General features: G+C 51.3%; 8 protein-coding genes. All 8 read right to left on the bottom strand.

Features of this window, described 5'->3' with window-relative positions; translation table 11 throughout:
• Nucleotides 1-29: 29 nt before the first annotated feature.
• Nucleotides 30-971, bottom strand: a complete 942-nt coding sequence (locus tag O71_RS08870; RefSeq protein ID WP_007655676.1) for a DUF808 domain-containing protein — start codon at nt 969-971, stop codon at nt 30-32.
• A 286-nt stretch (nt 972-1,257) separates the two neighbouring features.
• Nucleotides 1,258-3,417: an outer membrane beta-barrel protein gene (locus O71_RS08865; RefSeq protein ID WP_040574054.1), complete on the bottom strand. Its 2,160-nt coding sequence runs from the start codon at nt 3,415-3,417 to the stop codon at nt 1,258-1,260.
• Between the two features lie 3 nt (nt 3,418-3,420).
• Nucleotides 3,421-4,044, bottom strand: a complete 624-nt coding sequence (locus tag O71_RS08860; protein WP_040574053.1) for a carboxypeptidase regulatory-like domain-containing protein — start codon at nt 4,042-4,044, stop codon at nt 3,421-3,423.
• A 381-nt stretch (nt 4,045-4,425) separates the two neighbouring features.
• Nucleotides 4,426-5,667, bottom strand: coding sequence for an OmpA family protein (locus tag O71_RS08855; RefSeq protein WP_007655674.1), 1,242 nt, complete (start codon nt 5,665-5,667; stop codon nt 4,426-4,428).
• Between the two features lie 12 nt (nt 5,668-5,679).
• Entirely contained in the window at nt 5,680-6,675 is a 996-nt protein-coding gene (locus O71_RS08850; protein WP_007655672.1) for a PorP/SprF family type IX secretion system membrane protein, read from the bottom strand.
• A 5-nt stretch (nt 6,676-6,680) separates the two neighbouring features.
• Entirely contained in the window at nt 6,681-8,039 is a 1,359-nt protein-coding gene (locus O71_RS08845) for a gliding motility-associated C-terminal domain-containing protein (RefSeq protein WP_255345372.1), read from the bottom strand.
• 23 nt (nt 8,040-8,062) lie between these two features.
• A complete protein-coding gene (locus tag O71_RS08840; protein WP_040574052.1) occupies nt 8,063-11,194 on the bottom strand; it encodes an Ig-like domain-containing protein in 3,132 nt (1,043 codons plus the stop codon).
• Between the two features lie 184 nt (nt 11,195-11,378).
• A complete protein-coding gene (locus O71_RS08835) occupies nt 11,379-14,390 on the bottom strand; it encodes a LamG-like jellyroll fold domain-containing protein (RefSeq protein ID WP_237717779.1) in 3,012 nt (1,003 codons plus the stop codon).
• Nucleotides 14,391-15,040 lie beyond the last annotated feature (650 nt).

Below are 15,040 nucleotides of genomic sequence, written 5' to 3'. Positions count from 1 at the left end.
GCGCTTTTGTGTTTTATTGAAACTGTAGCTTAGTGTGCTACCTTTTCGGCAGGGCGTTTGAATAGTTTTTTGCCCAGGGTCACAATTTGCGCAATTACAGCTCCCAGCAGCAAACCACCCAATGCCAGCACCAGCACCTTCACGAGCCAACCAAGCACAGGTATGTCAGGGAATAAGTGATCCAGAGTTTCCATGGGGTGATGCATAAACGGCAAGCCATGCGCAATAATCTCGGCCCCTACCCACAGCATGGCCGCTGTACCCACGTAGCCAAGTATAGTCAGGAATTTCGGCATGAATTTCACAATGCCGCGGCCGATCTTCTGAGTAGTCGGGTGGAACTTGTCCTGCGCCATGTGCACGCCAATATCATCGGCCTTCACGATCAGGGCCACAAAGCCGTATACCGCAACGGTAATAAAGATAGCTACCGCGAACAGCACCACGATCTGATTGACGAGGGTGCTGTCGGCTACGGTGGCGTAGGCAATCGCCATGATCTCTGCGGATAGGATAAAGTCTGTGCGTATGGCGCCGCTTACTCTTTCTTTTTCCAGTTCTTCCGGGGTGATCACGTCCATCTCTTCGGTGGGTTCGTCAGTCGGCTCGTGGGTTTTGCTGAACATGGAGTGCACTTTTTCATAACCCTCGAAGCAAAGGAAAGCACCGCCTATCATCAGCAAATAAGGTATAACCACTGGCAAAAAATAGCCGAGCACCAGCGCAGCCGGCCCCAGAAAGATCGCTTTGTTGATAAGCGACCTTTTCGCAATCTGATAGATAATGGAAAGCTCCCGCTTCGGGTCAAGGCCTACTACATATTTGGGTGTCACGGCCGTGTCGTCGATCACAATGCCGGATACTTTGCCGGTCGTTTTTGCCACTTGCGTGGGCACGTCATCCAGGCTTGCCGCACTGACTTTTACCAGTGCTGCTACGTCGTCTAAAAGCGCAAGAAGTCCTGTCGCCATGGTTGTGTTTTTGTTATAAGGTAAGTGTAATGCCTACTCTTTACGAATTACACGCAGGAGCGGTCTTTTGGAGGTATGTAATTTAGGAGAAAGCTCCCGGATTGTAATATAGAAGAGCCGTTATATTGAAAAAAATGCAACAGCTGGCTTGGGTATAGAAAAGGAGGCTTTTGGAAGTTTAAGCTGCATCACGCTCAATCTTTTATAACATCAAATTAAAAATCCTGCAAAAGATGATTCTGCAGGATTTTTAATGCGGTGCTTTAGCTGGAGCTGGCTATTTACCTTAGAACCGGAAAAGAGAATTTTGTCTACCACCGACTTTGCCGCCAAAATTGCGGATGTTATAGGTAAAAGTGAGCATTCCGTGCCGTGTTAGCATTTCGGTCTGATAATCCTCAATCAGGTTTTCCCTTATAAGCCTGTTGGCTGAAATATTCTGATCTAACAGATCGTAAACTGAGAGTTTCAGTTGGGCACGGTCGTTTTTCATGAACAGCAACGTAACCCCTGCGTTCAGTCTGCCATAGCTGTTCTGCAGGCCAGGCGCCATGTTGGAATTATACCAATAGTCGAAAGTAGCTTCCCAAACAATTCTTTTCGGCATTCGCACCACTATCTCCGATTTGGAGATTCGGGTGCTGATACTTAAGTTATTAAAGGCATTGTTTTCGTAAGTACTACGTCTGTGGCTCACATCAAAAGATTGGCTCAATTCAAGCTTATCATCCAGGTTCATCCTGGCCTCCATTCCAGGCCTGAAATTCCAGCTCTGGCTGAAGCTTTGAGAACCGTTTAACAATATAAGTGTTCTATCATAGTTAACCTGCATGTTGCCTCCGATCGAAAACTTATTCTTGTCATACTTAAAATCTTTCATCAAACCACCTCTTCCACTCAGCATCCAGTTACCGTCTGTGTTAACAGGTCTGCTCGTCTGCACACCGTTTTCATCAATCGTCCGGGCTCTGGTTATGAAATTGTTTCGGACAGTGCCGTACATGTTAGCATTATAGTTGATAGACTTCTTGTTGTCGAATTTTCTGTAGTTCATGCTAAGCGTATTGGCTACCGTAGGCTTTAAGGCTGGGTTTCCATAAGAAATAAACAGCGGGTTTGTATTGTCCACTACGGGTTGCAGGTAGGCTGCCGTGGGTTCCTGCAGATTTACACTGTAGCTTAAGTTTAATTGCTTCCAGGTTACATTGAGGTTAGGGAATACATAAAAGTAATTCTGCTTAATGTCTGGGATCGTCTGAAACCTGTTGTTGATGTTTAATGCAGTAAAGCGGAGACCAGGCTGAAGCGTTACATCCTTAATCTTCCATCTAAGGCCTGAGGTAAAATAGTTTCGCCATCCGCTTCTGTCGAGTCCGTTCGACAGCCCTGCTTCAATCCTATCATACTCTCCGGTTTCGGGATCTGCCAGGTACGTGGCTAACACATTGTCATTATTGAAATACTCTGAATTTAGCGTGAAAGTAGCGCTTACGGACTCATTGAGAGGCTCCGTGTAGGAGAGCGTATTGTATACCTCGAAGTCGTTCTGATCGGTATTCCGCAACTGATCAAGTAACGTTGCTGTTGGGTCGGGCTGGTAAAAAATGTTTTCCGCTTCGTTAATTTGGTCCTGTAATGAAGAATACTGGTTCATTCTGCTGAATAGTGTCAGTCGCCTTCCTTTCTTTTCGAAGCTGCGTTCAAATTGAAGGAGGTTCCCAAAGCCCATGCCCTCTCCGCTTATATTTTCTTCATTGGTACTTTCATTCAGTCGGTTTCCGTTGTGCCGGAAGGTGTTCGTATAAGCGTTTTGGTTAGCGTTATGGTAAGAGAATTGAACACTTGGATTTATACTTAAGGTAGTAAGGGGGCCGAGTTTCCACTCTATCTTTCCGCCAATGCGGTGGCTTTCGCTTCTGCTGATTTGCCTTCTGTTTCTGCGGCTGTTGAGGGTGTCACTTTTCAGAAACTGCTCCGAATTAACCACCTGGTTCAGATCTTCTCTGCTGTCGCCAAAAAAGTACTGCAGGTTCACTTTAGTACCCCGCTTTGTTACCGTGTTAAAGTTGGCGCCCCCACCCGAAGACTGCTGTATACCTTGGCCCATACCTCCAAAAGAAATCCCATTAACCGAGATTCCTCCATTACTATTCATCCCAATACTGTTAAAGCCGCTACGGGCAAAACCTCCTATTCTCCTGATGTCGGCAAAGTCAAAACTGGCCCTGTTAAGGTTATTGGAGTACCCAATAATACTTACCTGCGAGGTGTCGCGGAACATATTGACAATCCCCCCCACTTCATATCTTTCTTTTGTACCTGCACCGCCATATAGTTTGCCAAAGGCCCCCTTCTTAATTCCTTTTTTAAAGGTTAGGTTAATTACCTGCGGAATTTCCATAAAAGGCATATCGGGGTCGCGGCGTAGTGCTTCCGGGTCGTTCATTACCTATACTTTGTCGATCACATTTGCCGGCAGGTTGCGTGTGGCTATTTTAGGGTCGCTGCCAAAGAACTCTTTCCCATCCACAAGTATCTTCTGTACTGACTTGCCATACACCATAATGTTGCCCTGTTGATCGACAGTAACACCTGGCAATTTGCGTAAAAGGTCTTCCACTAAGGCGGTGGGCAGGGTTTTGAAGGAGGAGGCATTAAATTCAAGTGTATCGTTCCTGACCAGAACCGGGGGAGTTTCTGCTACAATCAGCACTTCATTGAGCAGGTTAGACGACTGCTCCATGTTGATGACACCAAGGTCGAGAGATGCCTGGTCCGGTGTGAGCTTGAATTCTTTTCTGTATACTTTAAAGCCCATCATAGTAATTACTACCCGGAGCTGCTGATCCAGCGGAAGACCGGGTACACGGAAGCTGCCTTTCTCGTCACTCATCCTGTATGTTACCATGACGGTGTCTGCAGCTGTATACACGGCGACTGTGGCGTAAGGGAGAGCCCCTTTGGTTGCTTCATCAAGGAGGAGGCCTTTTAATTCCCCTTTCTGGCTTTGAGCTTTCAGTTCCGGAATAAAAAACGAGAACAGGAACAGGCCTGAGAGCAGCACGTACTTCATAGAAACTAAGTTAAGTTTGTTTTGCAGGCAGACAGGAAATCTGCATACAAACATTACCGCAGATCTAGTGGCAACCTAAAAAGTACTACAAAATACATATATTTTATATATATTAAAAATAAGATATCGAAGCTTTGCTGTCTTAGAATGGGTAAATTGAAGTTTTCAACGCGCAGAGGTTGTCAATTACAGGTAGAGGTTTTTTCAAGTATAAATCTGACCCGGAAATAATTTACACTTCCTGCTAGTGCGCACTGGAAGGATTACGCGTAAGAACAGTCTTTTTGGGACAAACCGTGCCACATAAAAAAAAGCAGGAAGCTACTTCTTTTAAGAGTAACTTCCTGCATTCCTATCCTGCCAGCAACAAACAATATCGCACTATTGCACCAGGTATAGCTCCGTCTTACGGTGCGCTTTGCCCTTGCCCGGGAGTACTTCCCCCTCTATTTCTACCTGGAAATCCTTGGCTCCAAAGTAGCGCTGGATGTACTCCTTCACACTCTGCGCACGCTGCTCGCTCACCCGCTGCTTTGCCGCAGGCTCCCCGTAGCCGTCCGAATAGCCTTTGATGACAAAACTTGTTCCGTCTGGCTGCTGGCGCAGGAAGCGCGACAAACCAGCCAGTTCGCTTAGGCTCAGGTGCACGCGGTTAAACTCGTTATAGAGTACCAGCGATGGGGTCGCGGCACGCATAGGCTTAGCTTTCACCGACTCTTCAGCAATAACTTCTGACTCAGCTGGAGCAACCTCCTCCAGTGCGATCTGCTGTGGCACCACTTCTACCTGTGGTTCAGAAACAGGCTCCTCAACAGGCGCTGCGACTGCAGTAGCAGGCAGGTCTCCCAGCAGGTAAGCAACATAGCGCGGCTGCTCCTTGGCAGTGCCGGTCACCCATAAGGTATGGTCAGCGCTTTTCCTGAAGTAGGCATTGTAGGTTTCCTTTTCGTTCACCATACCAGTTAAGCGCACTGCCGCTCCTGGCTGACCATCACGCAAAGCGGCTCCGTAGATGTAGGCTGTCTCGCCTTCCTGACGGGAAAAATACAAAGAATCGTTGCGTACGAAAGGAGCGAACTCCGCGAGGTTTGAGTTGACCTGCTTGCCCAGGTTGCGCGGGCGTGACCACGACTTGCCATTCCACTCACTCAGGTATAGATCGTCGTAGCCCTGTGAGCCTGCCAGTTCGGCGGCGATATAGAGATGGCGCCGGTCCTCGGTCAGGTATAGGCCCAGGTTGTAAGAGTGGTTGCGCAGACGTGGCACAGGAATATCCTCGCCTTTTACGAACTCGCCGTTTGTCCAGGTATACTTTGTGATTCGCTCCTCTCTCCTGCCCGACTTATGGTAGACGTACACTTCGCCCGCCGCCAGGTTGCCGCCAACCACAGCATTGATGTGGCCGGCATTAAGAGCATTGGCCCGCTCCGTAGTCTCCGTCTCGCCGAGACGGGCGGTGTAGAGGTACTGGCCGCCGTCCTCTTTTTTGGTCACAAGCAGCATGTCCTCTCCTACCAGCGCTACGCCGGCCATTTCAACGTTCGTCTCCTGAAGTTTTATTTGGGCTTGCCCTACGGTCAGGGTCCCTAAAATCAATCCAATGGTGTATACAATCTTCTTCATGTTCACTTCGCTTTACCAGATGGTTATTTGTCTGCCGTACTTCGGATATTTCACCGGGATCAGGTTGTAGGTGAGGGAGATCTCGTTCGTGCTCCGGCTCACGTGGCGGGCGTTCTGAATCGGAATCTCGTAGGCATAGCCGATGCGAAACTGATCCAGACGCAACCCGGCGGTAGCGCTCCAGGCCAGGTCCTGGCGGTAGCTGCCTCCCAGCCAAACCATGTTCTGAAAGATGGCCTTAAGTTGCAGCTCTGCGCTCTCTTTCAACTTGTTGTCATACTGGAACATGGCATTGGCCACCAAGCCAAACTCATCGGAGATCGCCGTGCGGTAGCCCGCCTGCACGAGGTGCTTGCGGGTATAGAGGTCCTGCAGGAACTCGTCTCCACCCGACACAATCCCCCCTTTGGTCACGTCCTGCATCGCATAACCGATGTAGAAGTTATCAGCCGTGAGCGTCCAGCCCAGGTTCAGGTCGAGCTTGCCCTGGCGCAGGCGCTGCCCTAGCACACCCTGAAACTCCGGATCGCTTTCGTTGTCCACCGTCAGCCTGTTGCCGTCCAGGCGCTGGGCATTGTACACGACGGCACCGCCCCAGCGCAGGCTCAGCCTTTCTGAAAGGCGCACTCGCGAGGCATAGCCCAACTGCACCTGACTTTCGGAGAAGGGTCCGAACTCATCCTGCAGCACTGATAGGCCGAAAGCATGCTTGGCACCAACCTGGCGGTTGTAGTAATCATCCTGCCGGGTTCGGAGCATGTCACTTTTTCGCCAGGCAGTCAGGTCCGCGAGATCCAGCTCTGCGGAGGCGAAGTAGGTGCGGGGCGCTCCTTCAAAGCCCGTCCACTGGTTGCGGTGGAAGCCTTTGAGCATAGAGCCCTCGTAGCCTGTCAGCGAAGGATTGTAGTATTGCTGAAACAGCTGAAAGTTGGCAATGTGCTTTCTGTTCTGGGCACTCACGCCCAGAGCAGAAGCAACGAATAGTATAGATAGGATTAACTTTTTCATGTTGATTACTTGCTAAGGATTGTCACCACACCTCTTTTCACCCAGTTGATATCCTTCACCTCCACCGTGAAGAGGAAGGCACCTTTCAGGATCTGTCCGTTCGGGCCGCGTCCGTCCCAGCCTTTCTCCGGATCAGTAGTCTCAAACACGCGCACACCCGAGCGGTCGAACACCTGGATGTAGACCTGGTTGTAGAAGCGGAGCTCCGGGATGGTCCAGTTGTCGTTGATGCCGTCGCCGTTCGGAGAGAAAGCGTTGACGATCTTGAGCTGGTCCACGGTGCGGTCATAGGCCTGCTTGGTCAGCGTGAAGGTGCGCTCGATCGTGTTCAGGTATGGGTCGGTGCTGCGTACGCGGATGGTGAAGGAAGTCATACCTGACAGGCCGTTGTTCGACTTCAGGTATACCTGGTCGCTGCGGATCTCGAAGAGTGCATTATGGACATCGCCCTCGCCGCTTACCAGGGTATAGACAAACTCGGTGTCGTCCGGGTCAGTGGTAGTCAGCGTACCGATCACATCTGCTGCCGTCGCATCTGGTTTGAAGTTGGTGGCGCTGAAGGCAAGTACAGTTGGCACTTTGTTCGGCTGCACTTCCACGGTTACTTTGGCAGTCAGGTTATCCAGGTTGGTCGTCATCTCGGCCAGTTCCAGTATACCGGTCAGCACATAAGGTCCGGCTTTGGTGCCATCGTAGGTACCGGCTTCCCAGCGTACTTTCACTTGCGCTGTCTCGCCGGTAGAGTAGGTAACTGCTACAGTTGCCGGCAGCGAAACCTGCTCGAATTTCGTACGGATCGGCACCTCGATTATGGCTGGCTCCGTCACAGAAGCGATGTTGCGGGTAATCTTCACTACCTGCGCCGTTACTTCCGCTCCCTTGTTTCCGGCCTTGTCCGTCAGGTATAGCTGCACGGTCAACGTGCCATCTTGGAGTTTCTCCAGGTCAAGGTTCTCGATGCGCACGCTTTGCTCTGTCACCTCGCCCGTACCGGAAACTTCTGTGTTTTCCTGGGCGCTGGTGATGCGATAGGTATAGGTCGTACCCGGTTCAGCACCTGTGAGCAGCAGCGCCATATCCTCCAGGTTCGATACATCCACACGGTCAGCGCTCCAAGCGATGGCGTAGCCAGCAGGTGCCTTGCCATCATAAGTCAGGGTCAGTTGGTTAGAGGCTGTATTGCCGTTCGTGGCTGCGTCCGCTACTTTGTTTTCGGCAAGGACGATGCTTACTTCTCCGTCAGCAGCTGGTGTCACCAGGGCGCTGTACCTTGTTTCACTTATCTTCGTCAGGTCAGCAGCTGTACCGTTGGTGACGGAGATGTCAGCCAGATCTAAGCCGGTTACAACTTCACTGAACTCGATCGTGACAGGTATAGCGGCGTTGGTCAGGGCCGGAGCGTGGTAGCCAGCGTGACTGCCGGACGGGTTTTGTCATACTGCAGGCGCAGTGTGTTAGAGGCCAGATTGCCGTTACCGGCCAAATCTTCTACCACATCTGCAGCAACGCTTACGGACACTTCTCCTTCAGCAGATGGCGTGATGGTAGCGGTGTATACCTTGCCGCCTGCGGCAGGTGCAAGGTTCGATACAGTTCCTCCAGTCACTGCTACGTCAGCCAGGGCAAAACCAGAAACCTGCTCGCTAAACGTAAACACGACTTCGACGGCAGCGTTGATCGGACTATTGGCTTCTGTGCTCAGCACCAAGGTTGGCTTGGTAGCATCGTACATTCTGGTTAAAGCATCAGCCTTCAGGTTACCGTTTCCGGCAGCATCGCGAGCTACGTCAGCTGCTACCGCTATACCTACTTCGCCATCGGCCAGCGGTGTTACTAGGGCAGTGTATACCTGCGCAGACACCTGCGTAAAGGCAGAAGCAGCACCGTTAGTCACAGCGATATCCTGCAACTCAAATCCTGCCACAGCTTTACTGAAGGTAAAGGTCACCTCGAATGGGCCCTTCGCCACATCCGCAGCAGTAGTCGACAGCACCAGCGCTGGCTGGGTCACATCGTAGCTTAGCTGCAGTCGGTTAGAAGCCAGGTTGCCGTTACCAAACGCATCCCGCGTCACATTCTCAGCCACGGAAACTGTCACCACACCATTTGCACTTGGTGTCACCAGGGCTGTGTATACCGTAGCGCTTTCTTTAATTAGATTAGAAACGCTTCCATTCTCTACCGTGATATTGTTCAGCTCAAAGCTTTTCACAGACTCTGAGAAGGTGAAGCGCGCGGTAAAGGCGGTATTGACAGGGCTGGTCACCGCTGTGGCCACTATCACGGCTGGCCTTGTCGTGTCATAGAGTCGGATAAGCTGCTCGGAGGCCAGGTTTAGGTTACCCGCTGCATCCTGCGCCACACCGGCAGCAATAGATACGCGCACTTCCCCATTCGCTTGCGGTGTGATTTGCAAGGTATATTCCTTGTCACCTTTCGCCGCGAAGGCTGTCACCGTACCATTTACAACCGTCACATCAGCAGCAGTAAATCCGGTTACCGCTTCGCTGAAGGTGACAGTTACCTCGAAGGCGGCGTTCAGCTTCTCAGGAGTACTGGAAGCCAGTACAACAGTTGGCTGTGTCTTGTCAATGTTCAGTTTCAGGGCTGTGGCAGCCGTGTTGCCGTTGCCAGCCGCATCTTGGGCCACATTTTCTGCCACACTCACAATTACTTCGCCTTCCGCAGTTGGTATGATGCGGGCTGTGTATACCTGAGCAGAAACCTGCGTGAAGGCAGAGGCCGCTCCGTTGTTCACTGCAATGTCTCCTACTTCAAAGCCACTAACTTCTTTGCTGAAAGTGAAGTTCACCTCAAAAGCAGCGTTGGTTGGGTTGGTTGCAGTAGTGGAGAGGGCAAGTGTAGGTCTGGTAGTATTGAAGGTTCTGGAGAGTACTGCAGAAGCCGTGTTGCCATTGACTGCCGCGTCCTGGGCTACATTAGCCGGCACCGAAACCGTTACCAGTCCATCTGCCAGCGGGCTTACCTCCACGGTAAAGTGCTGGTTATCAGTTGTTGTCAGACCGGAGAGCATAGCGTTTACCACTGTTATATCCTGCGCTGTAAATCCTGTTACAGGCTCGGAGAACGTAACGCTTACCTGGAAAGACCTGTTGATCGGGTTCGGGGCAGTGCTTGCCAACACCACGGTTGGACGGTCAGCATCATATACCACGGCGAGCGTGTTGGAAGGCAAGTTACCGTTCGAAGCCGCGTCAGCCGCTGCATTGGCAGGCACCTGTACGGCTACTTCACCGGCTGTCACAGGCGTTACCAGCGCACTGTAGCGTCGACCGTCCACCTGGCTGAATTGAGAAAGCGTACCGTTGCTAACGGCTATACCTGTTGCAGCAAGACCTGACACGTTTTCGCTGTATTCAAAAGTAACTGTGAAGGCGCTGTTAACAGGACTGGAAGCGCTTGTGCTGACAACCACAGCAGGTCGCGTAGTATCGTACAGTGTCGTAATGGAATTGGAGGCGGCATTCAGGTTGCCCGCTACATTAACTGCTACACCGGCTGCCACACTTATTCTTATTTCTCCCTCCGAAGCAGGGGTTATGGTCGCCTTGTATACCTTATTGTCCGCGGTCACCAGGTTGGAAGCCGTGCCGTTTACCACTGTCAGGTCTGCTATCGTGAAACCGGTAGCGGCTTTGCTGAATGTGAAGGTTACATCGAATGGCTTGTTGGTAGCAGCCTGCACATCGCTGGTGAGTGTGAGCGTGAGCGGCACATTGTCCAGGATGATCTGCGCCTCCGCCGTACCGATGTTGCCGGCACCGTCGCGCAGTTGGGCGTATACCTGGCGGTTGCCGTTTACAGCAGGTAGTGTCCAGGCTTGACTTGTCGCGAAAGGCATCCAGTCGCTCCAGGTGGTGTTGTCGTTGGAGAAGCGCATGTCGGCCACGCCGGTCAGGGCGTCGGTTGCCGAAATGCTCAGCGTAACTTCCGTAGCGGCCGTGTGGGTAGCCCCGCCGTTGATGGCGAGCGTTCCGGTCGGCGCTGTTTTGTCGAAGGTAACGCTACTGCTGTTAGTGGTAGCGCTGACAGCTGCACCTGCATTGCCCGCTAGATCGCTGAAGTTGATGCTGAATGGTACGTTGCCTTCGTTGCTGGCAGCAGTCATGGTGTAGGTCGCGCGATACTCCGAACCAGAAACATTCACTACTGTTGCCGCATTCCCGGCAATCAGCACCGTTAGCTGGATCGCTTCGCTGGCCACGAATTGCAGTGTGATTACGTCCCCGACTTTTGCTACTGCCGTATTGCTATTGTTGGAGGCTATGCTGACAGACTGCAGGGTTGGAACCACGGCATCTACCAGCACCCCAGTGGTAACAGGCACCTCATCAAACATCAGATCATCGGCGTAGTTACCTGCCAGGTCAGTGATGGTGAAATTTCCGGCAGGCGGCGTGCTACTCGCCATAGGTCTTGGGCCGGGGATGAGGTTATCCGCCGTCATAATCAATGGCGCTACCTCAATTCCATCCATGTCCAGTTCTCCCTCCTGCACGGTATAGCGGAAGGAGATCTGCTCGGTGCCGCTTCCCTGGTTGTACAGGCCAGCACTACTTTTTCACCTATCTTAAGCGGAATAAAAGGATTTCCGTCCGCCGGTGGTGCTGGCAGCTCCAGTTCCGGCTCGCTTGCAGCTCTGGCGCTCAGGGGACCGAATATAGGTCCTGCCTCGCGGAGTTCTACCTTCTCACTAAAGCGTACCGTGAAGTCCAGGTGCTCGCCTGCTTGTAGATCTTATTGGCAGGCACCGTCAACCCCGTGATTAGAGGACGAATACCGTCTACACGCACATTGCTGCGCGTGATAGGAAACGTTGAGCCTGTGCTCAGTACATTGCCTTGCATATCGGTTGGCATTGTGGCGTCCGATTTCAGGGCCAGCACCTCCAGGCCTGCGCCCTGCTCCCCTTCCTGTACCGCATAGGCATAATAAGCAGAACTTTCATAAGCCCAGTCCAAGGTAGCCTTGCGGATTTGTGTGCCAACACGTAGCTCAAGGTATGAGCCCTGCGTGCGCTGCATGTTTTCGCTGAATTCTACACTGAACAGCAAGTAGCGCTCCCGCTCCAGGTTGTAAGTGCCGTCGTTGGGTAGGGTGATAGACGTGATTGTTGGCGCAACAGCATCTACCAGAACACCGGCTGTTGAGGCCACCCCGTTCAGCGACAAGACAGCTGCATTGCCGATCGCGTCGGTTATTGTTCCGCCATTCAGGGTAATACCAACTGCCAGCGCAATACCATCCGTATCAATCTCGCCTGGCTGCACGGTATAGCGGTAGGTCAGCGCAGTTGTGCCCGAGCCGCTCTGATAAACTGCCTGCCGGGAAGCAGCGCCTATGGTAAGGCCGAGCATTGGGGTACCGTTTTCGGTAGCTACAGTCACGGCTTCACTGAAGTTAACCGTGAAGTCCAGGTGCTGACCTGCGCTGTACGTAGCATTGGCAGGTACAGAAACGGAGGTGATAACCGGGCTGGTGGTGTCTATTGTATATGTCTGACCAGCGGTATACCCTCCGCTGAGCCCGTTCCCGACTGCATCTGTGATCCCGGTTCCACTTGCCATTACATCCAGACGCATGGTGCCGCTTCCACTGATGTTAGAGACTGTTATCTCGTATCTAGTTCCCGCACCACTTACGCCTGAAACGGTGCCTGTTACCCCCCCTGTAGTTGCCAAAGAGAAATCGTCTGCATCAACACTTGTAACTCCCTCGCTGAAGGAAACCAGGAAGGTAACGGTGGTCGCGTTGGTGGTTGCTGTTGCTGGATTGTGGCGGGTGATGCCCGTTACGGCCGGAGCCGTTGCGTCTACCGTCCAGGTATAGGAGGCCGGCGTAGGATCCAGATTTCCGGCTGCATCCATGGCCTGTATCTGTACGGTGTGCGTGCCTTCGCTCAAGCCCGTCAGTGTAAGCGGTGAAGCAGCAATGGTAAACGGACTGCCATCCACGCTTGCCTGGAAGGTACTGACAGTTTCGTCGCTTGTGAAGGTAAAGGTAGCGCTGGTGGCGTTTGTAGCAGCAGCAGGGCTAGCGGTTATGGTAGTGTTAGGAGCCGTTGTATCAATCACTACAGTTAAGGCGGCTGAAGCGGGGCTTTGACTTCCTGTTCCGTCCACCGCTATTGCCGTCATACTGTGGGCTCCATCTGCCAGGCTACTGCTTGTTATTGTCCACTTACCAGAGGCATCAGCCTGAGCAGTTCCAACCGCACTACCACCGGAATACAGGGTGACGGTATAACCAGGCGTCGCCGTTCCGGAAAAAGTTGGCGTGTTATCGTTCGTGATGTTATCGCTGTTGCTTATACCAGTATCGCTGGAGCTGAGCAGGTCCGGAACTGAAGGGGCGGCCAGCTCAACGATCGTTACATTGATAGTAGCTGTATTGGAGACAGTGGTTCCGTTGCTTACCCTGTAAGAGAAATTATCAGTACCAACCGCATTTGTATTTGGTGTATACGTGAAGGTTCCGTTGGCATTGATTACGAGCGTGCCTTTGGATGGCCCGGTTACCAGGCTATAGCTCAAAGGCTTACCCTCGGGGTCGCTACCTGTCAGTTTACCAGCGTAGGCTACATTCTTTTTGGTAATGATATCACCAGCCGTTGATCTAACTCTGGCAGTTGCCAGATCCATATTTCTGAGTGTGCCATGGTTTGCGTTAGCTGTTGCATCATACGCTGTAGTGCCCGATGTCTCATCAAAGCGCCAGTAACCTGCTAGCCCCGCTTCGTTGCCGCTCAGAGTAGTGGCTCCAAGTGTTTTGATCTCTTCTGCAGTCAGCGCCTTTTTCCAAAGCGACACGTTATCTATCTGCCCGTTGGCAAAGCTCTCATCTGCATTAATGACAGTACCAATGCGTATGGATGCATTGGATGCTGAAGATGTGTAGTTTACTCTATCTGAACCAATTAAAACGCCGTTGGCATAGATTTCCATTCTGCGCTCGCCACCAACATTGCGTCTTACAGTGGTTACTTGTACCCACTCTCCCAGTTTATAAGCTGTTCCGGTACTGAGCCAGGTCCAGCCAGTTCCATGCTTGTCGATTCCGTAGGTAAATGTACCGTTTTCTGCACTCAGCCAGAACTGCATATCGCCACCACCTGAAGGTCTGCTGAAAAGACCGGCTCTATTCATACTGTTTGCCTTGAACCAAAGCGAAACAGTAAACTCTGTTTCAGAATCGAACTGGTTGGAAGGTTGGGACGGAATCTCCACATAATCGTTTACACCGTCGAACTGAAGCGCATTCACATACCCAGCCACAGGCGGAGGCGACACAATGGGTGCAGCCCGTGTTACGTTTACAGTATAAGTTTTAGTGGTCCCGTTCTGTGCTGTTACGACAACAGGAATTGAGTTGGAGCCAACATTCAAATTAACTGCTCTGGAGGTCACGCCACTGGCCAGCACGGTTCCGTTGATACTCACAGTAGCATTGGCATCTGCTTTGGTTGGAGTGACTGTAACCGAGGCTACGGTATTGGCTACACTTGCCGTGTAGCTAACTGTATTGGCATTAAATGCCGGTGACAACGTAGTGCCTGAGAGAGTCAGGTTGGAGAGGTTGGCATTACCGGACAAGGGAGCGCCAGCAGGACCAACTACCAGGTTGTCGAGGTTTAAGGTATGGAGACCTGAAAAGTAGAATGTTACTGAGCTAACTTCTACATCTTTTGAAAGCACCAACCCCTGTCGGTTTCGATCATTAAATATCTCCTGCGGCAGACTGCTCCCTGTATAAGTTACGGTAAGGTGTGGCGGTGGATAATATGTTGCATCACTGAAGCAGTCATAGCTTAGCCAGAGTCCATAAAATTTGAATCGTTGGCCGTCTTTACGCTTTATAGTAAAGCCGGTTGTCGCAGCGGTACTAAAGTATAAGCTGCCGCTATTGTTGGCACCTCCGTTACTTCTATTTTCCCAATTACCATTTATTATACCTGACAGTTCATACTCTACCCCGCCAATATTAATAATAGCCTTTGTGTTGTAGAATCCATTTTCTTCTTTACCGCTTAGAGCTGCAGGGGTGGAGAAATCGTGAGTATACTGGGTTTGGGCATGGGCAACATGCGATAAAGCGAGCCCCCCTAAAAAGAAAAGAAGCAATGACAGCCTTTTCAAATAAGTTTTGAAAACGTCATAGCCAATCCCGCTTCTTGTCGAGCCGGAGAAAGCAATACTGGGTTTCATAAATTGACTGGTTGGTAGAATTTTATCAATGAAAATCCGATGTTATACCAGCAAATTTATGAAGTTGATATATAGGTTGTTAACTATATATTGATCATAATGGAAAATTATAATCTGAAAACCTGGTGGTTTTATTCTAT

This window comes from Pontibacter sp. BAB1700 (assembly GCF_000277005.1).
Lineage (GTDB): Bacteria > Bacteroidota > Bacteroidia > Cytophagales > Hymenobacteraceae > Pontibacter > Pontibacter lucknowensis.
Note: the sequence above shows the minus strand (reverse complement) of the source record. Positions and strands in the feature narration are given on the sequence as shown.